The sequence below is a fragment of the Reyranella sp. genome, assembly GCF_965279465.1.
Lineage (GTDB): Bacteria > Pseudomonadota > Alphaproteobacteria > Reyranellales > Reyranellaceae > Reyranella.
The window spans coordinates 4,403,897-4,427,851 of record NZ_OZ257242.1 but is presented as its reverse complement, the minus strand read 5'-3'; the positions used below and the strand labels follow the sequence as shown (position 1 = coordinate 4,427,851).

Here is a 23,955-nt window from a genome sequence, read left to right as displayed (position 1 = left end):
TCGGCCGCCTTTTCTCGATCCAAGCGTCGCGCTTACTGGATGACGATCTCGACGCGGCGGTTCTGCGGCTCGCGGACACCGTCGCCGGTCTGCACCAGGAGGCCGGCCTCGCCGCGGCCGATCACCGCGATCGCCGTCGCCGGCACGCCTTCACGCACCAGCGCGTCCTTGACCGTGTTCGCACGGCGCAGCGACAGCGCCATGTTGTAGGCTTCCGGGCCCGACGTATCGGTGTGGCCGGTCGCCGTGATGCGGGCATTGCCCTTGGTCTTGAAGGCACCCGCGGCCTGCTTGATCGTGTTCAGGGCCTGCTGCGACAGGTTCGAACGGTCCCAGTCGAAGAACACCATGTAGGACGGAGCGGCCGCCGGCGGCGGAGGCGGCGGCGGAGCGACTACCGGCGCGCCGAACTTGAAGGTAACACCGGCCATCGCAAGCAAGTTCTGGTTCTGCCCGGAGTACGTCTGGCCGTTCCAGTTCACGCTCGGGCTGGTCGTCCCGACATACCGGGCCTCGATGTTGAACGTCATCGAGTTGCTGATGTTGTACTTCACGCCAACCAGGGCGTCCCAGGCGAACTGAGTGCTGCCGAGCGACGTGTTGCTGTCGATGAAGGCAAGACCGGCACCCGCTCCAATATAGGGCGTGATGGTCGAGGTCGGGAAGAAGTCGTAGGAGAGGTTGATCAAGGTGGTGAGCTGGCCCGCCTTGCCGGTCAGCGCCGTGCCAGGCAGGTTGAAATTGAGAGGCAGCTGGCCGTAACCAACATCCAGGCTGACGCGCGGACCGACAAAGTCGTAGCCGACCGTGCCGCCAATGGTGTAACCGACAATGCCCCCGCCGTTGCTCGAACTCAACGGAATAGCCGCGCCACCACCGGCACCGACGTAGAAACCAGGATAGGCGTTGATTTCCTGCGCTTGAGCCGCGATCGGCAGAGCGACGAGGGCAGCTGCCGCGGCCATAATCGGTTTGATCAAGTTAGTCCCCTTTTGTTGTTAGTCAGCGCCGGCGAAACCCAACGCTTCAGAGGTGAAACGATTGCCTTGAAAGTGCCACGAACAACTCTCACTCGATGTTAATTTTCACCCAGGGAGCGCCTTCGGTCAATCCCGCAAAGCCTCGGCCGTTTTTGCGAGAGAAGTTTCGCTGGACCTGTTGCGGGGCCGCCACACTGCAGGCGAAGGGCACCGTCCTGGCATTCTCCCGCCTCTCTTCTGCCTGGAAAAAGACTTGGAATTTCGAAAGGCGTCCCGCCTGATGTGCTGATAGGATTGGCTTTCACCCTGCTTGGGGGGAACTTAACGGGGGGATGGAGACAATGGCGAGCAAGTCACTGGACGAAATAGAGCGGCAGATCAAAGCCCTTCAGGCCGAGGCCGAAGAACTCAAATTGGCGGAAGGCATCGAGCATCTGCGCACCGTCATCAGGAAGTACAGAGTCGGGCTTCCTCATTTCAGGATTGCCTTGGCCGACGTCAAAAAGCGCAAGCAGGCTTCAAGAAAGATCTCGCCCGCCTATCGCAACCCGAATAATCCTGCCGAGACCTGGACGGGTCGGGGGCGCAAACCGCGTTGGCTCGTTGCGGCACTCGATGCAGGGAGCACGGTCGACCAATGCCGGATCGGCCATTCACCCCTGCCGGAAGCCATGCCGGCCCATTTGCCCCTCTGACCTGAGCCGTTCCCGAGCGGTCGCACGGAGCCGGTGACGGCCCCGTCAGCGGAAGCATGCCCCAAAGCTCCTGCGGTGGGGACAGTCGGAGCTTTCGCCGGACGTCAAGCCCGTGCCGCGAGTCACGATACCGGCATGGCCGGACGGGCCTAGGCGCCCTCGTCGACCTTGCGGATCGCTCTCGACATCTGCAGCACTGCCGTGGAAATCAAACGCCGTTGGACGTCATCGTTCGAAGTCGCATAGAACTCGGTGACGCGACGAGCGACTTCCGGGAAGCTCAAGGCCTCCGCCTTCAGCTTGATTTGCTGGGCATCCTTGAACGTTTGAATGACTCGCTGGATATCGCTTTTCTCCTCTTTCGAAGGGAGTTCCTCCTCCGTGTCCCCGATGAATTCGTAGCTCGCCTTCAGGATTCGACCGAGGAACATGCGCTTCGGCCCGCCAGGGCTGTCAATTGAGCGGTAAACCCTGAGATTGTTCGGGTTGTCCACATAGATGAGCATTGTTTCACACCCCTCGCCGGAGGCTCCTTTCACCTCGGGCGCTTATTGATTTTTGGTCGATTCCCATATCGACTCTTATGTGCCGTTGCCCCCACAGACCGACTGTAATAGGGAAAAAAACACACAACACTCATAACATTGTGACTGTGACCCGGCGCTAGCGCGCGAGAGCTGCCGGGCGTGCGGGCGCGCGGGCGCCCGGTCCGGCTTCGAACCGGGAGAGCGCGTCGCCCTGCCGGTCGATGGCGTCGATCTGGCGATCGAGTTCACGGATCACGAATTTCGCGAACTCCCCGAGGTGGAGAAACATCACCATCTGAATGACGACGGCCTGGAGCGCCGCGGGATTCTGCCGGGCCGTCCCGATGAAGGTACGCCAGAACAGCATAGTCAGATCTGTCCTGATGAAGGTCATGCGCGCCATCACCTTCAGCAGGGCAATCAGATCGCGCTTGGCAATCCGCGGTGCCGCGGCGGGCGCATTGGGATCGGCGCGAAGGCCGGATTTCCTCAGCGCCAGGCCGACGTGGCGAACCCGCTCGAAGAAGGCGGCGGGACGATAGACCGACAGGAGCACGCTCCTGTAGTCCACAAGGATCTCCCGCCGTGGCCGCAAAGTCGCGAAATTGAGACCCGCCGTACACTGGTCGCCGCTGGTCTCATCCTCGAACGGCAACAGGCGGCCTTCCCGCTCGAGCCGGCGCGTGAGCTGGGTTCCGGGCAGCGCGGTCAGCATGCCGACCATGCAGACCGGGATGCTGGTGGCTTCGATGCAGTCGATCATCGCCTCGGCGACACCGCTCTCTTCCGTGTCGAACCCGACGATGAAGCCGGCCAGCACCATCATCCCCGCGGCATAGATCCTGTGCACGCTGTCGGCGAGGCTGCGGCGGGTGTTCTGCTTCTTCTGGGCCACGATCAGCGTGTTGGTGTCGGGGCTTTCGATACCGACGAAGATCGCGAAGAAATTCGCCTTCCCCATCATGCCGAGAAGCTCGGGATCGTCGGCCACGTTGATCGACGCCTCCGTCGAGAACATGAAGGGATGGCCGTGCTCGACCTGCCATTGCTCGAGGGCGGGCAGGAACCGCTTGATGGTCTTCTTGTTGCCGATGAAATTGTCGTCGACGAAATCGACGTGGCCGCGATAGCCCATATCGAACAGGGCCTGCAACTCGGCGAGCATCTGCTGGTTGGTTTTCGACCGCGGCACGCGACCGTACAGCTCGATGATGTCGCAGAATTCGCAATTGAACGGGCAGCCGCGCGAGAACTGCACGCCGATGTACATGTAATTGCTCGCGCGCAGGAGATCGAAGCGCGGGATCGGGCTGCGCGCCACATCGACCTTGAACTTGGCGGCCTGGAAGCGGCCTTTCCGTTGCCCGTCCTCCCAGGCCTGCACGAACGCGTCGATGATGCCCTCGGCCTCGCCGAGGACCAGGAAGTCGGCCTGCGCGAAGATATCCGGGCTGGATGTCGCGTCCGGCCCGCCGACGACCACTGTCTTGCCCTGGGCCTGGCAAAGATCGATGACCTCCAGGCAATCCACACGTTGCGGCAGCATTCCACCGGTGAAGACGAGGTCCGCCCAGGCCAGGTCGGCGGGGGCAAGCTCTTCGGCATTGCGATCGACCAGCCGGAGATTCCAGGCCGGGGGCAGCAATGCCGCCACGGTGATCAGGCCCAGCGGCGGTGCCGGACAGCGAACCCCATAGATTTCGCACGCTGCCCGCAAGCTCCAGAAGGAATTCTGGTTGAAGCGAGGAAAGATCAGAAGAACGTTGAGCCCGCCCGGCGTCGCCGAAGGCCGGACCGGAACAGCAGACGTGGCACGCTCAACCATAAACAAACTACCCTCGTGGACCCCGACACCCCCGCATTCCAGTGACCCGGCGAAATGCTGGCATACGATGTGAACCGGGGCAAGCGTGCCGGGGCAGATATCGAGCCGCGTTCTGGCCGCCTCACTTCCCCAACAGTGTATAGAATTGCCAGGAGGCGACAACGAGCAGCATGACAAGGACGAGCATGATAGCGAGGAAGAGTCTGTCGTTCACGTCCACCTTCTACACGCGGGCTTTCCCAGCCGGACCTGTATAGCCTGCTACAGCGAAGCGCGACGGCGAACCTTGCCGAGCGATATCACCGATACAACTTCCCGGATGTGTGTGTCGTCCTTGAAAGGTGTGCCGCAGTGAACACAGGCACGCCGTCGCTGCCGCCGGGCAACCCGGCCCCGCGGAAGCCGTTGTCGCACCACACCGAACGGAGGTTCCATGGCAGCGAAGAAGAAGACAGCGGCACGGCGCAAGACCGCCCCGAAGCGCAAGACGACGGCCGCGAAGAAGAAGACTGCGGCACCGCGCAAGGCCGCGCCGAAGCGCAAGACGGCCGCGAAGAAGAAGACCGCCGGCCGGCGCGAGCTGATCGATACCGGCACCAACAAGCTGTTCGTACGGCGTAACGAACGCGGCACCTCGTTCAAGAAAGTGGTCGACGCCGGCAAGTCCATCACGCGCGACAAACGGACGAAAGCGAAACGAAAGGTGGCGTCCGGGCAGGGCGACAGAGGCGATCGGCGTTGAGATGCCGTTTGACGAAGCGCGATCATGCTCTTCAGGACCGCGAGCGCCGGCCCTGAGCGAAGTCGAAGGGTGCCGCTCGTTCATGCCCATGAGCGAGCGGCGCGCTCGCGGTCCGGAAGAGCATGACGAGCCTTGGGTCCAGCCGTGGCGATTGCGACCGCCGGGGCGGCATCTAGCGCCTGCCCTGTCCTGCCCTGGTTCAAGGACACACGTCCAAGCTTCTTGATCGGGTCGGGTTCGCTGGGAGGCGCGTCACTCGAAGACGCCATGAGGGTCGCGTCCCCAGCGAAGCGAAGCTCACGACATCTCAAGACTCCCGGTGCGTCTCGACCTGAGTGGCGGGCCGCGCACGCCGGGCCGCCTGGAGCTCCAGGACGAGGCTCTCCAAGTCGTCGACCGTCACGATCGCCGCCGCGCGATCGTCGGAAATCTCGACCCCGAATTCATCCTCGATTGCCATCACGAGCTCGACGGAGTCGAGGCTGGTCGCCCCGAGGTCCGCTCCCAGCGCGGCGCTCCCGACGACCCTGTCGGGCGGTATGCCGACGATCTGCGCAATGAGGTCACGCACGCTAGCGGGCGCGGCCGTGAGGCTTGAAGCAGCTTGTGTCATCTCATCCTCCCTTTCGTATAACGCCCGACAACGGCAATTCGCTGCAGGACGTCGAACGACAGGTCTCTCGCCGTGCACTGAGCGAGCTCCGGCCCCGATCATCGGGGACTTTTCAAGGCTTGCATGTCAGCTCGCCACACAAAATGCATCGGCAAGCGCACTGACCTTGGAGTACCAGCGCCGCTCCGTGTCGTCGGTCAGGCGACCGCGAACGTTGCTTGCCGTAAGCATCCCGCCAATCACCGGGTGAGCTGAAAGCGCTTCCACGCTCTCAGCCAAATGCCGCTCTTGGGCCTGATGATAGCCCGCCGCCTGTTCCGGAGTCATCCCGCGGCACTGAAACGCCGCCGTCTTCGCGTACAGGTCGGCATCAGGCTTGAGAGAGAATTCGACGCCATCGTACCTGTGGGCGACGTGGTACTCGTCGGCCAGATCCATGCGCGAGCCGTTGCAGGGAAGGTAGGCAGCAATATCGCAGAGTTCACGCGTCACGTCGAAGTTGACGCGACCCTTCTTCATCACCTCGAAAGGCAAACCTCGCGAGGCACGCAGCAAGGACGGTGACGCGAGAGGATGCCAACTCAGCCCGGTCTGATAAAAGCTCATGAGGCCGAAGTGAAACTTGTTTCGGAACTGACGGTAGTGCTCGATGATACGCCGCCAGGCCTCCGGCCCATGAAGTTGATCGAAGGTCGAGGCAAGCGCTTCCAGCCCAAGGCCTGCATCTTCGGCCGCTACGGACCGGAAAAATTCCGTCTCTGTGAGCATCTTGCGCGGGTCTTGCCACCGCCGCCATGTCACCCGCCTTGGATTGAAGCCAGCGTACATGATCCGATAGATCTCGCTGCATCCGCCCCGCAAGCGGATAGGCGGGGCACGCTCCTGGCCGAAATAGACGGTGCTATAATTGTAAGTCCGCGCGGCCATCGCATGGTAGCAGCCCAGGAGGATGCTGCGATAACGCTGCACGATGTCGTTCGGGTCGGCCTCGATCACTTCGGTGAACGTATCGACGTAGTGTCCTCCGAAGAATGAGACCAGAGCGCTCGACATTTCCCGGTCCTCCGGGACGGTGTCCATGGTGTAGATCGGAATGTCGCGAAGCTTGCCCATCGCGACGATGGCCGCGAGCAACGTGCGGGAATCTCTGCCGGCGGTCAGGCTCGATTGGATCGGATAACCGGAATCGAGGCATGCTTGGATGTTCGAAGTGATCTCCTCAGCGCCCTTGCGAATCAGGGCACGATAGTCGTCCGGCGCAAGCGGGTCATGGTCCGGCGACGCGGCGACCAGGGTCCACCCGACGGAGCTTGCTTCGACACGCATGTCGGCATGCAGCATCTTCACCCCAGCCACGCAGGTCTGAAAGGTTGCAAGCTGCTGGCCGATCCCATTTGCACGAGCGAGCGCAACTGCGATGGCGCCAGCGTCCGGCGACGGTTGGACCCCTCTCTGCCTCATCGCAATCAGAATAAGGTGCAGGCGGTTCGAGACAAGCAGGCCGGCCGCATCGCAATAGAATAGCGGAGCCAAGCCGGTGAAGTCGGCTGATATGATGGTCGTCCGGCCATTGTGAACGAGCGAGCAGTTGCCGATGACATTCTCCCGCCGACCGGCAACAATGTTCGCACCCATGAGCAGGCTATCGTCCAGGCGAGCAATTCCGAAAATGCCAGTCTCGCCAGATGCAATGAGACGGCCGAGGCGGCCGGAATAGAGTGCCAGCCCAGACTCCAGAGGGTCGCTCCGCGACAGCGGCAAGGTAAGTCCAGGCGGACCGACAAGGAAATCGTCCGAGGCTTCGTTGCTCGGCACAAACGGAAACTTCATGCAATTCCCCCGCGCTCGCGCGTCTCTCAATTACTTCAGCCCGCGCCGTAAAACTGCAATCCCAACAGCTCGCGGAGGCCAATTCACCGTCACCCGATGAAGTGCACCACTTCGAGCTTGAGCCCGTCGGGATCGGCTACGAAGACGGCATAGTAGCCCGCACCGTACTGCGGATACTCGACGGGAGGGTCGAGGATGGTGGCGCCCTTCTCCTGCATCAGGGCGTACGCACGGTCGACGTCGGCACGGTCGGCCGCATGGAACGCGAGATGGTGCAGCCCTGCCGAGTAACGGTCGTGATCGCGCTCCGACCGCGCAGCGCGCAACGCGATGCCGCCCACGACCTCGCCATCTCGGGTCAGGTCCCAGACGTGCAGCGCGGCCTCCTGCTTGACGCGCGTATAGCCCAGGAACCCGAGGAGCGCCTCGTAGAATGGCGCGGAGGCCGCGATGTCGTGCACCGTGAGATCGACGTGATGCACGGCACCGCGCAGACGCGCGGCAGTTCTCCGGCCATCGTTCATCGGCAATACCTCCTCGCGACAGTCATAGCCCGAAGGGCCATATCTCGGGCGCGCCCGATCGCATGCTCGGGACCCGAGGGCACGACCGCGCCGGCGGACGGCCGCGCGGCAGATCACCAGCGGCAGGGCGGAATTGCTCGACGTCTTCTCGGCGTCCCGCTGAGCCATGGCGACGCCCGCCCGCGGCATTGAGCAATGCGGGCGGCTCCGTCGTGCGCGGCCGGGCCGGGCATCGGGGCGAAACGTTGGAGCCCGACAGGCGTTGACAGAGCATATCCGACGGAGGAACTGCCATGAACGTGCGCGACGAGAAGATCCGCAACGACCTCAACGACACGCTGACCCAGGCCGGGGTCGACGTCCGCAATCTGACGATCGAATCGGTCGACGGGCAGTTGATCCTCAGGGGCACCTGCCCTCGCGCGAGCAGCACCAGACGCTGGTCCGCCTGCTGCAAACTCCTCCCGGCGGCGTGGTCTCGCTCGACTGCGACGTGGGATTGCTCAAGGTCCCCCCGAGCGACACGTCCGACGGGCGGGGCCGTTCGCCCGTCACGGGGACGTCAGCGGATTCGGCCCACGAAAGCCGCCACCAGCTCGACCGCGGCTGACGCCGGGCGCTGCTCTCCGGTCGTCCCGGTTCGCGCTCCCGGCGAGGTTTGAAATGCTCAAACGGAGGACGCGCGAACGCTCGGCGAGTATTGCAGCGCAACCCGGACCACGACATCATCAAGGCTGGCCGCGCAACCGGTCGATCTCCGTCTGGGCGACCATGATCTGCTTCATCACGTTGACCCGCTGAATCACCAGGCGCGTGTTCGCCGGATTCGAGCCGAGTTCGGCGCTCACCTGCTCCAGCTGCTGCCGCAGCCGCGCCACGGCGCTTTCGAGCACCGCAAGCCGGTCGGGCATGTTCAACGGGTCGTCAGTCATCAACGCGCTCCTGGCCTCTCGCGCCCGCAGTAAAGGGGATTGCGCGGCACGTTTCCACCGTTGCGCAGAGACATCGCGCCGCGTTCCGAAGGCGCGCCGCCATCGGCGCGGCCTCGCCTCGCGCGCGGCGCTCGGACCGGGGGGCTGCGGGATGCCCCTCGCCCTTGCGTCGCGCTGGCACGGCGGGATCGAGCCCCGCAGCTCCGCCTTCTGCTCGGGCGTGAGATGCGGGACGTCGTCCCGGGTGGCGCCGACCACGAACTTGCTCATGGCAGCTTCCCGCCCTCGAGGAAGGACATCACCACGTCGCTCATCCCTTCGAGCGGCGTGAACGTCACCATCACCAGCCCATCGGTCGTCATGGTACGCACCAGGCACTCGACATACACATCGAGCGGTGGTTCCTCGTCGAGCCACACCACGTCCTGCTCGGTGCCCTCGAACGCCCCGCGCCCCTGCTGGTACGACTTGAGGCCGAGCGTCGAGATGCCGCCGCCCGCGTGCCGGATCGACACCGTGTCGGCGAGATCGGGAAAGGCCCCGCGCCACGCGCAGCTCTCGATCGCGTCACCGGGAACGAGACCGGTGCCGGAAAAGCGCTTCTTGCCGCCCGAGCCCTCGACCCGGCCGAACAGCTTGGCCTGCACGATGTCGCGCGTCGTCTCGTTGGTCTTGCCTGCCACCCACGCATTGATGGGCCGATCGAAGCGTCGGCCCACCCACCACGGCGGATAGGCGCCGGTGAGATGCAGCACCGTCTCGTAGCGGCCGACGCCCTCGGTCTTCCCCACGCGATTGGCCGCCATGAACAGCCGCTCGCGATGCACTGCACCGGCGGCGAAGAACTGCAGGTGCTTCGGATAGAGCTCCCGTCGGTCGCGAGCTTGCGCCGGCTCTCATCGCGCACCACCCGGCGGTCCGCTTCCCGCCAGATCAACGCCGGCTCCTACAAGGAGCCGGCCGACCTTGTCGCGGGTCGTCGGACATCATCGAGGCTCACGGAAGGGCGCTTCTGATACCCTTCCGGAGGTGGCTCGCTAACACCTGTTCCCGGTTGGTCGGCGGGAGCGCCGAACCACTCATCGAATGCTAGTTCAATGCCTCGATCTTGTCGTTTGCAGCCATAAGTTGATCCATGAGTCTATCGCTGTAATCGCCCGTTTTGCCCGTAGCTTCGAACTCCTTGCTCTCGCGAAGCCCGTTAACAGCCTCGTTGATCGCATTGTTCAAGAATCTAAGCTCGTGGTCTGAGAGAGAGACCAACGCGCCGTCTTCCGCAACAAGGTCGACCGTCATGATGACGCGCTGGCTCGATCGCGCGTGTGGATCATCCGCGACTCCGCGAGCGTGATCGTCGGGCTGATGCGACGGCATGAGACCCTCCCTATTGTTATCGGCGACGCGAAGCTGCCCAACCACGGCATTCGCATAGGCCACGGTCCGACCCGTCCTCGTATAGAAGTACTCCGGGTCGATTTCCTTGAGAGCTCTCTCCGTTGCCGCGATCATGAATCTCAGCTCGTCGCTGGAAATCCAAACAGTCGCCTTATCCTTGGTTACCTTTTTGATTTGCATGGTGACCTATCTCTCCTGTCGATCGAAATATTGTTTGGGATTTTTCGGCCGGAAGGCAGAACCACCGTCCCGCGCCCCAGGGTCTCGCCATACAATCGTTCCGGTTGTCTTGTCCCAATAGAGCGTGCGGTCGCCGTTGGTAAAGTCCTTCTTGGCCGTCCAATGCGTCATGACTTCGGCTATGTGCCGAGCGTAGTCGTCGAGACTGCGCATGTCGGGGAATTCCTCGAACATATGCTTGAGCGAAGCATGGCCTCCCGCAATTCGCCGGCCGGCGCGTTCGTTTTCTGCAATCTCGGAAGGCGTAGGTGTATCCGTCCGGGGGCCAGATAGAGTAAATGGGGCCCGGTTCGTTTGAATCCCACCGGCTGTGGTCTTTCCCGTAGCAGGTGCGGGGTTCGATGGTGGCGCTGGCTTCGGCGTCACCCCTTCGGCGCTGGGCGACGGACGCGTAAACCGGGGGAGCCCCAAGCCACCCCCGCCACGACCAGGGATGGCGAGAGGATTGATCTGCTTAGGCGGCGGCATTTCGTCATCGGGTCGTCCCAACGTCGGGCGATTGCCCGATCCCGGCAACCGAGGACGCTTGCCGTCCTTGTCTTTGTCGCCTCCTGCCACTCGCACGACGTTGGCGTCTGCCCATTGCCCATTGCCGTCTCTGCCATCGGACGGTTCGGTCGGGGATGCGTACGGGCCGTTGACTTCGAGCCAGCCGCTCTTGATCGCCGTGTCCTTCAGCTCGTTGACGATGTCGTAAGCTTCGGCCTCGGTCGGCCTGCGCCCCCGGCTCTCGAGCGCAGACAGCTCGTCCTCAAGAGCGCGGTGAAATCTCGCCGCCTGCGCTGCATCGCTGTCGGGTGTCGCATCAGGCTGCGATGTCGGATCGATGCCCGCAGACCACAGCGCACTATCAGCCATACGGGTGATGACGTTCAGACGGCTCAGCTCGGCGCTGCCGTCGTTGCTGCGCACGGCCGCCTGCAGTTTCTCCAATGCCGCGAAATCCTCGGTCGACAGCCGGCCCATGAACTGGACCAGGTTCTTCGACGCCCAGCGCTGGCGCTCGTCGGCGTCGTCGCCGGTCAAGCCCTGGCGGATCGCGTACCAGGTCTGCGGATCGGTCCTCGGCGTGCGGCCTTCGATGTTGCCGTTGATCTGGGCCGTCACCGCGTCCTGCTGGGCGTCGGTCAGCCGGCTCATGATCGTCGCCGGCGGTGGCGTCACGGCAGGGCCGCCGTTCGGACCGCCCGTCGTCTGGTGGCGGCGCAGGTCGGCGTAGAGGCTGTCGGATTCGGTCTTCACGGCGGCACGGCCTCGGGCAGTGTCGGTATCGATCGCCGTCTGGTTGGCGCGCAGGCGCGCGGGATTGGCGGCGAACTCCTGCTGGTTCAACGCGGTCAGTGCGCGACGGCGGTCCTCGATTTCGGCCAGCCGCTCGCCGGTGCCGGCGATGCCGTCGTCCTGGTCGAGCAGCGTGCCACCCGACGAGACGACCGGCGGCGGCGCGGCGGTGGAGGCGCTCGCGGCGTTCACCGCATCGAGTGCTGCATCGCCGGTCGGCGCGGGCGTGTGCAGGGTGGCGCTGCGCTCGCGCAGCCACACCGCCGCGTCGAGGGTGTTCGACAACGTCTCGGCTGCGACCCCGAGCGTGCGGCGCGTGCGATCGTCGAGGCGGTCGGCGTGTTGGCGGAACAGCGTCAGGCCCATCGGATCGTTGCGTGAGAGGCGGTCGCCGATCACGCCGGCGATGACTGAAGAGCCCGCCTCGCGGACCGCGTTGTCGATGATTTCGGGCGGCTGTCCTCTGTTGTAGGCCCGCGCCGCGCCTTCGGCGCGCATCATGGCGTAGTCCATGTTCGCGGGATCGGCGATGGCCTCCGCCCGCGAAGTCTCGATCGCGTTGGCCGCAACGCTGCGCGCATAGATCGCCTGCTGCCCGGCGACGTGGCGTGCGATGCCGGTGGTCGACGCTGCGAGATGCGCGTCGAGGATCGGAACGAGCCTCTCGCGCTGATAGCGGTTGGCGGCCTGGCTGAAGACCTCGTCCTTGAGGCTTGTCAGCTTCGCGGTCGCCGCATCGGCACCCTGGATGGCATCGGCGCCCGACAGCTTGTAGTAGGCGTCCGGCCCCGTCTGCAGGATCGCGCGCGAGCCGTCCATGAAGCGGTTGTTGAGATCCTGCACGCGGGTGTCGTTGGCTTCCTGCGCGTGGCGTTCGTAGAGCGCGAACAGCGCGTCGCTCGCCTGGCCGAGATTCTGGCCGGCGACCTGAAGGTCGCGCGCCTGGTTGCCGCCGAACAGGTTGATGTCGCCTGCCGCCGGCACGTGGGGCGTGACGTCGGGAAGCGGCTGCGGCGAGGCCTCGCCGACGTGATAGAGACGTACGATCGGCATTCAGCGCTCCTTTATGGTTGTGTCGATGCTCACGGGTCCCGTAGCTCCTCGAACGGGTCGTAGTCGGTCTGGTGATTGGCCTGCCCGTCGTCGCCGCGCACGAGGCGGCGGCCGGCGTCGGGGGCGACTTGGCACAGCGGCAGGCCGGACACGATGAAGTAGCGGGTCGCGTCCATCAGGTGATCGTCCTTCTTCACCACCGCGCCCTTCTCGTCGCGCCGGTACAGGCGGTACTCCGCCAGCCAGTTCTGCAGCGTGCGGAACACCTTGAGCCGGCCGGTCGAGAGCCGCTGCCAGACATCGAACAGGCCGGCCTCGACGCCGTTGTCGGCCTTGCTGACCAGCAGCCCGAGGTCGACGTAGTTCGCCAGCAGCTGCTCGCCGTCCTTCTGCCCGCGCCCGCGCGCGGCGGGATCGATCGCGCCCTGCATCCACTCGCCGCGCGCGCGGATCGCGGCGGCATGCACCGACGGTTCGGCCTGGCCGCGATAGTGCTCGCTCCACAGCCACACCGTGTCGGTGTCGCGATCGTGCGCGCCCCATACCGCCGCCGTCCGGTTCCAGCCGACATCGAGCCCGTAGCCGCGCGGCCAGTGCGCCGGCAGCTCGAACGGATCGACCACGATCTCCGACTCCGGCACCGGATAGATCGCCCCGCTGCCGAGCTGCGGGATGCCCTTCGAGCGCGCGTCGCGCTGGTACGGCGGGATCGAGCCCCACAGCTCCGCCTTCTGCTCCGGGGTGAGATGCGGGACATCGTCCCAGGTGGCGCCGACCACGAACTTGCTCATGGCTCGCTCCGCTGCGCGTCGAGGAAGCTCATCACCACCTCGCTCATCCCCTCGAGCGGCGTGAAGGTCACCATCACCAGACCGCCGGTCGTCATCGTGCGCACCAGGCACTCGACATACACGTCGAGCGGCGGCTCCTCGTCGAGCCACACCACGTCCTGCTCGGTGCCCTCGAACGCCCCGCGCCCCTGCTGGTACGACTTGAGGCCGAGCGTCGAGACGCCGCCGCCCGCGTGCTTGATCGCCACCGTGTCGGCGAGATCGGGGAATGCGCCGCGCCACGCGCAGTCGCCGATGAGATCGCCCGGCACCAACCCCGTGCCGGAAAAGCGCTTCTTGCTGCCCGAGCCCTCCACCCGGCCGAACAGCTTGGCCTGCACGATGTCGCGCGTCGTCTCGTTGGTCTTGCCTGCCACCCACGCGCTGATCGGCCGATCGAACCGCCGGCCCTCCCACCACGGCGGATAGGCGCCGGTGAGATGCAGCACCGTCTCGTAGCCGCCGACGCCCTCGGTCTTGCCGACCCGGTTGGCCGCCATGAACAGCCGCTCGCGATGCGCCGCGCCGGCGGCCTACGAGCCACTGGCCGCGTGCCTACTTACCGCCGAACAATGGCGCCTCGCCCACCACCGGCACGCTGCGCGGCGTTGCGAAACGTGCACCCGCGGTCCGTGTTATCTCAAGTAATCCTTTCGTGGGTTTCGGTCACAAAGCCCTTTGTCCAACTATCTCGGTCGATGGTTCGGGGATAGATCTTCCACCTTTCGGGATAATCCCTGAAGCCGGGCTTGTCTCTGAATCGTTCGATAGCGGCCCTCGCAAGATCAAGCGTGGAATATATTCCGATGATCTTGCCGTGATGGTATCCATCAATTCTATCTTCATCGATATGATACAGAAAATAAACTCGGGTCATTGGATCGCTCCATCGCGCACTGTAACAAAGCCTCCCAGCCACTCGTCCCGATCCAAGTCCCAATCATCAATCTTCCAACGTTCGGGGTAGTCGCGAAAGCCGGGCTTGTCGCGAAGGCGCTCGATCGCATCGCGGGCAGATCGCTCGCTCGAGTACACACCAATCAGCTTCTCGTGCTCTTCTTCATCCGTCGGCGCATCATCGTATATGTGCCAGACGAGCCAAACCTTGTTCATGATCACCTTCCAACGTCGATCAGATAGACAAAGCCGCAATGCAGCCAGCAACTAATTGTTCTACTCAGACTCCGAAATCGTCACCCGGGATGTGGTGAAATGGTCCGGGAAGCGATTGAGGGTCACGAAAGCCTCGATCGAAGTACTTTTGCAACTTCCCGAACTCACGTCTGGATCGCGAGTCCCTGAGATTCCAGTTGCCTTCGCCATACCTCTCGTTGAAGGCCCGCTCGGCAGCCTGCCGGCCCGATTCTCCGACGAGAGGACGCATTCCTCTAAAATCCCTTGGAATATCCTTTGCCTTTTCCTTACCGCTAAGACCCGGGATCGGCTCTTTGTATCTAAAGATCGGTCTCGGTGGGACCGGATAATTCGGGGGCTTGGCCAGGAACGGAACGCCTGATTGAGCCGTGTGCACATCAGGTTGATCTACTTTCGATTGCACTTGAGTATCGAGGTGCTCTTGGATCGGCGATTCTTTGAACTTGTCACTCTGCTCCATCGGCATCACGGTCCTAGATGCCGAGCGGTCGCTGACCCTGAGCCAGCCGCTCTTGATCGCCGTGTCCCTCAGGCCGTTGACGATGGTGTAGGCTTCCGCCTCAGTCGGCATTCGGCCCCTGCTCTCGAAGGCCAACAGATCGTCCCGTAGGGCGCGGTGAAACCTCGCGGCCTGCACGACATCGCTGCCGGCATCCGTGTCAGGCCGTGGCGTCGGATCGATGCCAGCGGCCCGCAGAGCATCGTTGGCCATGCGGGTGATGATCTGCAGGCGGCTCTGCTCCGCGTCGCCGTCGTTGCTGCGCACAGACGCCTGCAGCTTCTCCAGCGCTGCGAAGTCCTCGGCCGACAGCCGACCCATGAACGGGACAAGGTTCGTCGACGCCCAACGCTGGCGCTCGGTTGCGTCGGCGGCGGTCAGGCCCTGGTGAATAGCGTACCAGGTCTGCGGGTCGGTGTTAGGCTTGCGGCCTTCGATGGCGCCGTTGATCTGGGCCGTCACCGCGTCCTGCTGGGCGTCGGTGAGGCGGCTCATGATCGTCGCGGGTGGCGGCGATGCCGTCCTGATCGAGCAACGTGCCACCCGACGAGACGACCGGCGGCGGTTCGACGGTGGGGGCGCTCGCGGCGTTCACCGCATCGGGTGCTGCATCGCCAGTCGGCGCGGGCGTGCGCAGGGTGGCGCTGCGGTCGCGCAACCAGGCCGTTGCCTCGATGCTGTTCGACAGCATTTCGGCTGCCGCGCCGAGTGCGCGGCGAGCCGTCGGATCGAGGCGCTTGCCGTACTGCTTGAACAGCCCCACACCCGCTGGATCACTGCGCGCAAGGCGGTCGCCGATCACGCCGGCGATGATCGACCCGCCGGCAGCGCGAACGCCGGCCTCGATAATGTCGGGAGGCTGTCCCGCGTGCAGGGCGCGCGCCGCGCCTTCGGCGCGCATCACCGCGTTGCCCAGCAAGGTCGGATCGGCGATCGCCTCTGCCCGCGAGGTCTCGATCGCGGCGGCCGCGACGCTGCGGCTGTAGGCTGCCTGCTGGTCGACGGTATGGCGCATGATGCCTCTCGCCGACGCGACGAGGTGCGCGTCGAGGATCGGGGCCAGCTTCTCGCGCTGGTAGCCGTTGGCCGTCTGGCCGAGCAGCGCGTCGCGCAGCGCGGTCAGCTTGCCGGTCGTCGCATCGGCGTTCTTGATGGCATCGGCGCCCGAGAGGTTGTAATAGGCGTCGGGCCCTGTCTTCAGGATCGCGCGTGAACCGTCCAGGAACCGGTTGTTGAGATCCTGCACGCGGCTGTCGTTGGCTTCCTGCGCGTGGCGTTCGAAGAGCGCGGCCAGCGCGTCGCTCGCCTGGCCGAGGTTCTGGCCGGCGAGCTGCAGGTCGCGCGCCCGGTTGCCGCCGAACAGGGTGATGTCTCCCGCTGCCGGCACGTTCGGCGCATCATCGGGAAGCGGCTGCGGCGAGACCTCGCCGATCGGATAGGGACGAACGATCGGCATTCAGCGCTCCAGGGTGGTTGTTGTGGTCCTCATCGTTCGCGCAGCTCCTCGAACGGGTCGTAGTCGCTCCGGTGATTGGCCTGCCCGTCGCCATGCACGAGGCGGCGGCCCGCATTGGGCGCCACCAGGCACAGCGGCAGGCCGGACACGACGAAGTAGCGGGTCGCGTCCATCAGGTGATCGTCCTTCTTGACCACCGCGCCCTTCTCGTCGCGCCGGTACAGGCGGTATTCGGCGAGCCAGTGCTGCAGGGTGCGGAAGACCTTGAGGCGGCCGGTGCTCAAGCGCTGCCAGACATCGAACAGGCCGGCCTCGACGCCGTTGTCGGCCTTGCTGACCAGCAGCCCGAGGTCGACGTAGTTCGCCAGCAGCTGCTCGCCGTCCTTCTGCCCGCGCCCGCGCGCGGCGGGATCGATCGCGCCCTGCATCCACTCGCCGCGCGCGCGGATCGCGGCGGCATGCACCGACGGTTCGGCCTGGCCGCGATAGTGCTCGCTCCACAGCCACACCGTGTCGGTGTCGCGATCGTGCGCGCCCCATACCGCCGCCGTCCGGTTCCAGCCGACATCGAGCCCGTAGCCGCGCGGCCAGTGCGCCGGCAGCTCGAACGGATCGACCACGATCTCCGACTCCGGCACCGGATAGATCGCCCCGCTGCCGAGCTGCGGGATGCCCTTCGCCCTTGCGTCGCGCTGGTACGGCGGAATCGAGCCCCACAGCTCCGTCTTCTGCTCCGGGGTGAGATGCGGGACGTCGTCCCACGTCGCGCCGACCACGAACTTGCTCATGGCTCGCTCCGCTGCGCGTCGAGGAAGCTCATCACCACCTCGCTCATCCCCTCGAGCGGCGTGAAGGTCACCATCACCAGACCATCGGTCGTCATGGTGCGCACCAGGCACTCGACATACACGTCGAGCGGCGGCTCCTCGTCGAGCCACACCACGTCCTGCTCGGTGCCCTCGAACGCCCCGCGCCCCTGCTGGTACGACTTGAGGCCGAGCGTCGAGACGCCGCCGCCCGCGTGCTTGATCGCCACCGTGTCGGCAAGATCGGGGAATGCGCCGCGCCATGAGCAGTCGCCGATGAGATCGCCGGGCACCAACCCCGTGCCGGAAAAGCGCTTCTTGCTGCCCGAGCCCTCCACCCGGCCGAACAGCTTGGCCTGCACGATGTCGCGCGTCGTCTCGTTGGTCTTGCCTGCCACCCACCCGCTGATCGGCCGATCGAACCGCCGGCCCTCCCACCACGGCGGATAGGCGCCGGTGAGATGCAGCACCGTCTCGTAGCCGCCGACGCCCTCGGTCTTGCCGACCCGGTTGGCCGCCATGAACAGCCGCTCGCGATGCGCCGCGCCGGCGGTGAAGAACTGCAGGTGCTTCGGATAGAGCTCGCGGCGCAGCGGCCCACTGTCGGGATAGTAGGTCGCAAGCTTGAGCCGGCTCTCATCGCGCGCCACCCGGCGGTCCGCTTCCCGCCAGATCAACGCCAGCTCCTGCAAGCAGCCGGCCGACCGTGTCGCGGACCCGTCGGACATCATCGAGGCTCATCCCTTCGAACAGGTTGGTGTCAGGCGCCGCCGGCTTCTGCGGCCACAGGCCGAAGTGCCGGCCGAGCAGCTCGAGCAGCTTCAGCCGGTCGCCCCCCTTGCCGGCCTCGCGTTCCTGGATCGGGAGCTTGAGCACGATCACCGCAGGCTCCCTGCCATCCGCCGCGCCTTCAGCCGCCGCACCGCCGCCGTCATCGCTTCGGACTGTCCCGGCTCCAGCCGCAGCGCCGTGCGCTTGCGCTGCACGGTCTCGCGCGCACGCCCGAGCGCCTGGCCGATCCGCGAATCCGTCCAGCCCGCCGCCACGAGCCGGCGCAGCGCGGCGATCTCGTCGGCCGACCAGCCCCGGCCGTTCATGATGGATTTTCCCGGGAGAACGTCGGGGGCAGACCGTGCTTCGTCATGCCTCCGGATATGGGGAAACTGTAACTCCGCGAATCAACCGGAAAAGCAGATCCCGGATCGCGCTCTGCCGGCGACAGGGCCTGTGAGTTCCGCGATCAGATCAGGTTCGCTGGGCGCGCGCCTCAAGTGAAGAAATCGGTACGGAAGCCCGGAAGCCGGTGCCGGGATTCCGTGAGCGGCGGCGCGCGGCGCAAGAAGCCCGAAGGCAGCTGCGTAAGGTCGGCCGTGCCAATATCCGTTGAGAGCGTCGAAGAGGACGATCATGACGAAATGCGCCCATTGCAATGGCACTTCTCTTTGTCAGTTCAGTGCGGGTCGCGCACGACGGCAAGGGCTCCCTTTTCCCGAACTAGGATACTCGCCGCCCGTGTCCGTTACAGCACAGCCTCATGAGGAGCGTAGCGCAGCGGAGCGTCTCGAAGGATGGCCACTCGAAGGACTTGGCAACGGTGTTGGAAACACGGGAGTTTCGCAACGTCATGCGCGTTGCCACCCTTCGAGACGCTCCGCTGCGCTGCGCTCCTCAGGGTGAGGCAAGTGGGGAGCGAGATCGTCATCGAGTTGCGACGTCGATTTTTTCGCAAGCTCTCAGGGTGAGGCAGGTGTGCAGCAAGTTTCCCGAAAGGGACATAAGCTCTTTGGGTTGGGTCGAAGCCAAAGTTGGCGCCTATGAGCGCTGCTCTCCAGGGCCGCTCTTCTTCATCTTGCGACATCTCATGGGCTGCTCTGGAGAGCCGTGCTCCCAGCGCATCGCCGATCGAGATAAAACAACCCGCAATTGGCGGACTACCAATTCGAAAAGCAAGTCGGCAAAGCAGAGTTGAATTCGGCCGTTTTCCCGTGAATGTACCGAGTCTCGAATAAATCCTCGCGTTCTTAATGTGGCAGCGGTGAAACTACCGAAACAAAATGAGCTAGAAACAAAATAAAAGTGTGCGCCGCGCGCATTATCGTTCCCACAGTAACAGTTCCGCACCGTTACCCCAGGGAGATTATCATGGCTCGACTGCTGCTCGTCGGACGCGACGCGAATGAACCCGCGCCCGCCCTCTCCGTCTACGCACTGGATGCCGAGCTGCATCCGATCGCCACCGCCGCCGTGGACGACCGCGGCGAGTTCACCCTGTCCGAGGACGCCGTGCAGAAGGCCGCGCTGATCGGCATCGGCGCACGACAGGAAGCGCGACAGGCGCTGAAGCGCAGCGAGCTGGTGCTCTACCGGCCCGAGCAGTACCGCACGCTGCTGAAGGACGACGCCATCATCGAGCTGGCGCGCGAACGCTGGAGCGTGCTGATTCCGATCTTCCGGCGCTGCGTCAGCGGCCATGTGCGGCGCTGCTCCTGGCTGCCCTGGCTGGTCGAGGCGCGCAGCATCGCGAGCTCGGTCCTGCCGGCCGCCACGGTGCGCTCCGCGATGCTGGCCAGTGCGGCCGATGTTTCCGCCGCCAGCGCCGTGCAGGTGGCGGCGTTACGGCCTCTCCCCTTCCCGCCGTTCCGCTGCGGCACCGTCTGCGAAGGGCTGGTCGAGGTCTATCAGCGCGTGTGCTGCTGGTGGCCGCTGGTCATCCTCGACCCGCGCATCCCGCAGATCATCGATCTCCTGGAGAAGCTCCAGCCGGTCGAGAAGATCCCGCGCTTCCCGCCCAATCCGCCGGACCCGCCGCCGTTCGACACCCTCCCGCTGTTCAAGGGCGGGGCGCTGGACGAGGCGGCGCTCAACGCACCGCGCGATCTCGCTGCCCTGCGCAGCCTCGGTCCCGTCGAGCAGGCCGCCTATATCGAAGCGCGCCCCTATCTCCGGCACCTGCTGCTGTGCGGCACGCCCGCCAAGGTCGGACAGGGCTTCATCCAGCCCGACGGCAGCTTCCAGGTCTGCTGGCGGGCCTTCCCGATCCTGCTGCGCCCGAACTGCCACATCGAGGTCGCCCATGTCGTCAAGCAGGTGATCAACGGCCAGACGGTCACGATCTATGACGGGCTGGCGGCGAACCGTTGGTATCACCTCGGCGACACGCCGACCCTGACCTCCTACAATCCCCAGGCCGTGGGCTGCGGGGACGGCAACAGCCCGGGCATCGACGGCGCGGTGATCTATCTCGACGCCATCGGCTCGACCGACGCCTTCAACCTGAAGACGCCTACGGAGGCCGGCTGGGACCGCGTCGCGGCGCCGGCCTACAACGACGGCCTGGGCTTCCCCGCGGCCACCGCGCTGGCGGCGAAAGGCACCCTGCTCAACCGCAACTGGGGCGGCACGCTGAACCTGCGCTGGTGGTTCACCGAGCCCTGCCGCGCCGCCGGCGCCAGGTACTACCGGGCCAGCGTCATTGCCGCCGACGCCGCCGGCAACCCGCAGGCCGGTGCGACGCGCTTCTTCCTCGCGCCGCCGGGCGGGGCCTGGCAGAAGCTCGTCGTCACCAGCGGCGGGCTCGACCTGGTCAGCGTGCCGCTCGGCGTGCCGCCGGTCGGCGGCGAAGCGAACCTCTACACCATTCCCTACGAGGGCGATCTGCCGGCCAACGAGGAATGGCGCGACGCGCAATTCCACGCCCAGCTGCCGACCAACGCCCACGCGGAAGGGCGCTACCTGCTGACGCTCGAGGTGTTCAACGCGGCGGGCCAGCGGCTGCGGCCGACCGGAGCGAGCGGCCCCGGCGTCAACGCGCCGTTCAAGTACATGCGCTGGGTCGCCCCCGGCACGCCGGACGTCTTCGCCGATGTCCCCTTCGCCGGGCTGACGGCCATGCTGTGGTGGGACAACCGGGCCGGCACCGGCGACATCATCGGTCTGCGCATGAACGGGCTGCAGACCAGCGGCGAATGCCAGTTCCTGTCCGGCACCCCGGCCTCGACCCTGGCCGTGGACTTCATCGCCCATCATCCCGAGGAGATGTTCCAGCTCAGCCACGGCATCACCTGGTACCGCGGCATCAACGGCACCTCGGGCAGCATCCCGGTCGCCCATCCGTTCGACAACGAAGGCTCTCCGCCTTCAACGGCGGCGACCTCCAACACCGCGACCTTTGGCGCGCTGCTCGGGCCCCACACGAGGTGCAGCTTCGCCATCCACCTGAACATGGCGCTGAAGACCTTCGACGGGTCGAGCCTGCTCTACCCGAATGCGGTGCGCGAGGTCGCCGCCTTCGCGCTCAGCGTCTGAACCAACCCGGGGGGCGGAGTGGACGGTGGTCCACTCCGCCGGACCAGATGCGTGCTGGTGCCGCGATGTCAATTCGGCAAGAAGGTCGGCTCGGCATCGCGGAACCAGCAGATCACCGCTACCGCCATTTCGTCACGATCCCGCTTCAGGGTGGCCGCGATCCACGCTGAAGCTCACGCGTCTTCCGGCACTGCGGAGGCCAGGCAATCCGCTTCCTCGAGAGGGAGGGCGTCATGGCAAGGCTTTCAGGAACCTCAGGCAGGGACAAGATCACCCCTGCAACCTACCCCGCCGTCTCTTTCGTCGGCGCCGACCGGCTCGACGGCCTCGAGGACGACGATACGCTCGACGGGGCCGGCGGAGACGACCTGCTCTACGGCGGCAGCGGCGACGATGTCCTGATCGGCGGCACGGGCGCCGATCTGCTCGATGGCGGCACCCACGGCAAGGGCGGTGACACCGCCGACTATGCCTCCGCTCCGGCCCGCGTCGTGCTCTCCCTGCTCGCCGGAACGGGAACCGTCGGCGATGCCAAGGGCGATCGCTTCGCCGGCATCGAGAATGTCACGGGCTCCAATGCAGACGACTCCATCACAGGCGACAATTCAGGCAATGTGCTGCGCGGACTTGCCGGCGTCGACGATCTATTCGGCCTCGGCGGCAAGGATGTGCTGATCGGCGGTGCCGGAAACGACCGGCTGTATGGCGGCACGGAAAGCGACGTTCTGACCGGCGGCCTCGGCGCAGACCTGCTCGACGGCGGAGCGGGAATCGACTCCGTCGATTATTCAGCAGCGGCCGCACGCGTGGTGCTCGCGCTCCCGCGGCAGCCGGGAACCGGCGGCGGGGCCATCGGCGAAGCGCTGGGTGACCAGTTCATCGGCATCGAGAACGTCACGGCATCGAACTTCGACGATCTCATCTGGGGCGACGATGGCGCCAACGTGCTCCTCGGACTCGATGGGCTGGACTATCTTTATGGCAATGACGGCGGCGACACGCTGCGCGGCGGTTTTGGCGCGGATACGCTCTATGGCAGCCGCGGGCGCGATTCGCTCCAGGGCGACGGCGGCGACGATACGCTTTATGCCTACAACGGCGCGCAGCAGGCCGATCCCGACGCGGACACGCTCGACGGCGGGCTTGGTGCCGACGTCCTGCACGGCGGGACCGGCGATCGCTTCGCCGGTGGCGACAACTTCGCCCTGCCCCTCGAGATCGATCACGCGATCCTGACGCTGGCGCGCGCCTCGACCGGTTTCTTTCTCGAGCTCGACACGCCGCGCGCGACATCGGTCGCCTCGGACGGGACGTCGTTCTACGGCATCGAGAAGGTCACCCTCAATCTGACCGACGCGGCCGACACGGTCACCATCCTGCCGCACACCGAGCCGCTGTCGAACTTTCTGCTCCGATACAACACGATCAACGGGTTCGGCGGCGATGATGTCCTCAAGGGCGGCGCCTTCGACGACCACATCTATGGCGGCAGCGACAACGACATCCTCGAAGGCGGCGCGGAGAGAGACGAGCTCAACGGTGACGCCGGGCACGACACGCTCAAGGGCCAGCAGGGCGCCGACATCATCCATGGCGGCACCGGCAACGACACGATCTACGGCGGCGATACATTCGAGGACCCGTTCGACCCTGCCTTCCGCGATCGGCTGTTCGGCGAGGACGGCGACGACACGCTTCATGGCGGGAGCGGCAACGACGATCTCGAAGGCGGCGCCGGCGACGACACCCTCGAGGGAGAGGCGCAAGACGACCGGCTGCGCGGCGACAGCGGCAGGGACACTCTGAATGGCGGCGAGGGAAGCGACACGCTCAATGGCGGCACCGAGGCGGACACGCTGTCGGGCAGCGCGGGCGGTGACTTCCTGTTCGGCGAGGGCGGCGAGGACATCCTGAACGGCGGCGCGGATGCGGACAGGCTCAACGGCGGCGCCGGCAACGACCTGCTGACCGGAGGCTCGGGCGGCGACCTGTTCACCTGGGGCATCGGCTCGGGCGATGATTCCATTCAGGACTTCGAGCAGGGCGACAAGATCAACATCGTCACCGGCGCGACGGGATGGCTGTGGCCCGCGCTTGCGTGGCCCAACGGGGAGCCCGGCGACATCGTCCCGGGCACCGACTTCGCGTTCACCATGACCTTCGATGGTGGTGCGCATTTCAATACCCTGTATGTCCACATGACGCAGCCTGCGCTGCAATGGACCGACCTCACGATCAACGGCCAAGCGATCCCCTGGATCTACTGA

General features: G+C 65.3%; 23 protein-coding genes. 4 read left to right on the top strand and 19 right to left on the bottom strand.

Going from position 1 to position 23,955, the window contains the following annotated elements:
• Positions 1-32 precede the first annotated feature (32 nt).
• A complete protein-coding gene (locus ACQY8M_RS21440; RefSeq protein WP_428659386.1) occupies positions 33-980 on the bottom strand; it encodes an OmpA family protein in 948 nt (315 codons plus the stop codon).
• A 341-nt stretch (positions 981-1,321) separates the two neighbouring features.
• Between ACQY8M_RS21440 and ACQY8M_RS21435 the strand changes: the two genes are divergently transcribed.
• Positions 1,322-1,675, top strand: coding sequence for an H-NS family nucleoid-associated regulatory protein (locus tag ACQY8M_RS21435; protein WP_428659384.1), 354 nt, complete (start codon positions 1,322-1,324; stop codon positions 1,673-1,675).
• Positions 1,676-1,824: 149 nt separating this feature from the next.
• Here ACQY8M_RS21435 and ACQY8M_RS21430 read toward each other — a convergent pair whose 3' ends face one another.
• Together ACQY8M_RS21430 and ACQY8M_RS21425 are read right to left on the bottom strand one after the other, a co-directional pair.
• On the bottom strand, positions 1,825-2,181 hold the full coding sequence (locus ACQY8M_RS21430) for a hypothetical protein (RefSeq protein ID WP_428659381.1): 357 nt from the start codon (positions 2,179-2,181) through the stop codon (positions 1,825-1,827).
• 157 nt (positions 2,182-2,338) lie between these two features.
• Positions 2,339-4,027, bottom strand: coding sequence for a B12-binding domain-containing radical SAM protein (locus ACQY8M_RS21425; RefSeq protein WP_428659379.1), 1,689 nt, complete (start codon positions 4,025-4,027; stop codon positions 2,339-2,341).
• A gap of 433 nt (positions 4,028-4,460) precedes the next feature.
• Here ACQY8M_RS21425 and ACQY8M_RS21420 point away from each other — a divergent pair, with 433 nt between their 5' ends.
• A complete protein-coding gene (locus ACQY8M_RS21420; protein WP_428675613.1) occupies positions 4,461-4,769 on the top strand; it encodes a hypothetical protein in 309 nt (102 codons plus the stop codon).
• 307 nt (positions 4,770-5,076) lie between these two features.
• Here the strand turns inward: ACQY8M_RS21420 and ACQY8M_RS21415 are convergent, their stop codons facing one another.
• The 16 genes from ACQY8M_RS21415 to ACQY8M_RS21340 all read right to left on the bottom strand — a co-directional run bounded on the left by ACQY8M_RS21415 (position 5,077) and on the right by ACQY8M_RS21340 (position 18,480).
• On the bottom strand, positions 5,077-5,382 hold the full coding sequence (locus tag ACQY8M_RS21415) for an acyl carrier protein (RefSeq protein WP_428659376.1): 306 nt from the start codon (positions 5,380-5,382) through the stop codon (positions 5,077-5,079).
• Between the two features lie 126 nt (positions 5,383-5,508).
• Entirely contained in the window at positions 5,509-7,212 is a 1,704-nt protein-coding gene (locus ACQY8M_RS21410; protein ID WP_428659373.1) for a hypothetical protein, read from the bottom strand.
• A gap of 89 nt (positions 7,213-7,301) precedes the next feature.
• A complete protein-coding gene (locus tag ACQY8M_RS21405; protein WP_428659370.1) occupies positions 7,302-7,736 on the bottom strand; it encodes a VOC family protein in 435 nt (144 codons plus the stop codon).
• 728 nt (positions 7,737-8,464) lie between these two features.
• Positions 8,465-8,938: a hypothetical protein gene (locus ACQY8M_RS21400; protein ID WP_428659368.1), complete on the bottom strand. Its 474-nt coding sequence runs from the start codon at positions 8,936-8,938 to the stop codon at positions 8,465-8,467.
• The gene (locus ACQY8M_RS21395) at positions 8,935-9,474 is read right to left on the bottom strand and encodes a terminase large subunit domain-containing protein (protein ID WP_428659365.1); all 540 of its coding nucleotides are present in this window, start codon (positions 9,472-9,474) and stop codon (positions 8,935-8,937) included. The genes ACQY8M_RS21400 and ACQY8M_RS21395 overlap by 4 nt, the downstream gene beginning before the upstream one ends.
• Positions 9,475-9,757: 283 nt before the next feature.
• Complete coding sequence (locus ACQY8M_RS21390; RefSeq protein WP_428659362.1) at positions 9,758-10,243, bottom strand: hypothetical protein; 486 nt, start codon at positions 10,241-10,243, stop codon at positions 9,758-9,760.
• 6 nt (positions 10,244-10,249) lie between these two features.
• Positions 10,250-12,637, bottom strand: coding sequence for a hypothetical protein (locus ACQY8M_RS21385; RefSeq protein ID WP_428659360.1), 2,388 nt, complete (start codon positions 12,635-12,637; stop codon positions 10,250-10,252).
• A 29-nt stretch (positions 12,638-12,666) separates the two neighbouring features.
• The gene (locus ACQY8M_RS21380) at positions 12,667-13,428 is read right to left on the bottom strand and encodes a hypothetical protein (RefSeq protein WP_428659357.1); all 762 of its coding nucleotides are present in this window, start codon (positions 13,426-13,428) and stop codon (positions 12,667-12,669) included.
• Positions 13,425-13,967: a terminase large subunit domain-containing protein gene (locus ACQY8M_RS21375; RefSeq protein ID WP_428659354.1), complete on the bottom strand. Its 543-nt coding sequence runs from the start codon at positions 13,965-13,967 to the stop codon at positions 13,425-13,427. The genes ACQY8M_RS21380 and ACQY8M_RS21375 overlap by 4 nt, the downstream gene beginning before the upstream one ends.
• A gap of 373 nt (positions 13,968-14,340) precedes the next feature.
• Positions 14,341-14,580, bottom strand: a complete 240-nt coding sequence (locus ACQY8M_RS21370; RefSeq protein WP_428659351.1) for a DUF7336 domain-containing protein — start codon at positions 14,578-14,580, stop codon at positions 14,341-14,343.
• 64 nt (positions 14,581-14,644) lie between these two features.
• Positions 14,645-15,616 carry a hypothetical protein gene (locus tag ACQY8M_RS21365; protein WP_428659348.1) on the bottom strand — a complete coding sequence of 324 codons (972 nt, stop codon included), beginning with the start codon at positions 15,614-15,616 and terminating at the stop codon, positions 14,645-14,647.
• The gene (locus ACQY8M_RS21360; protein WP_428659345.1) at positions 15,540-16,577 is read right to left on the bottom strand and encodes a hypothetical protein; all 1,038 of its coding nucleotides are present in this window, start codon (positions 16,575-16,577) and stop codon (positions 15,540-15,542) included. The genes ACQY8M_RS21365 and ACQY8M_RS21360 overlap by 77 nt, the downstream gene beginning before the upstream one ends.
• A gap of 29 nt (positions 16,578-16,606) precedes the next feature.
• The gene (locus tag ACQY8M_RS21355; protein ID WP_428659342.1) at positions 16,607-17,365 is read right to left on the bottom strand and encodes a hypothetical protein; all 759 of its coding nucleotides are present in this window, start codon (positions 17,363-17,365) and stop codon (positions 16,607-16,609) included.
• Entirely contained in the window at positions 17,362-18,033 is a 672-nt protein-coding gene (locus tag ACQY8M_RS21350) for a terminase large subunit domain-containing protein (RefSeq protein WP_428659339.1), read from the bottom strand. The genes ACQY8M_RS21355 and ACQY8M_RS21350 overlap by 4 nt, the downstream gene beginning before the upstream one ends.
• A complete protein-coding gene (locus ACQY8M_RS21345) occupies positions 18,020-18,265 on the bottom strand; it encodes a hypothetical protein (protein WP_428659336.1) in 246 nt (81 codons plus the stop codon). The genes ACQY8M_RS21350 and ACQY8M_RS21345 overlap by 14 nt, the downstream gene beginning before the upstream one ends.
• Positions 18,262-18,480 carry a hypothetical protein gene (locus ACQY8M_RS21340; protein WP_428659334.1) on the bottom strand — a complete coding sequence of 73 codons (219 nt, stop codon included), beginning with the start codon at positions 18,478-18,480 and terminating at the stop codon, positions 18,262-18,264. Before ACQY8M_RS21340 ends, ACQY8M_RS21345 begins: the two co-directional genes overlap by 4 nt.
• Before the next feature lie 1,045 nt (positions 18,481-19,525).
• On the opposite strand from ACQY8M_RS21340, the gene ACQY8M_RS21335 reads away from it, so the two are divergent.
• Positions 19,526-21,688, top strand: a complete 2,163-nt coding sequence (locus tag ACQY8M_RS21335) for a hypothetical protein (protein WP_428659332.1) — start codon at positions 19,526-19,528, stop codon at positions 21,686-21,688.
• Between the two features lie 233 nt (positions 21,689-21,921).
• Positions 21,922-23,955, top strand: coding sequence for a calcium-binding protein (locus tag ACQY8M_RS21330; protein WP_428659330.1), 2,034 nt, complete (start codon positions 21,922-21,924; stop codon positions 23,953-23,955).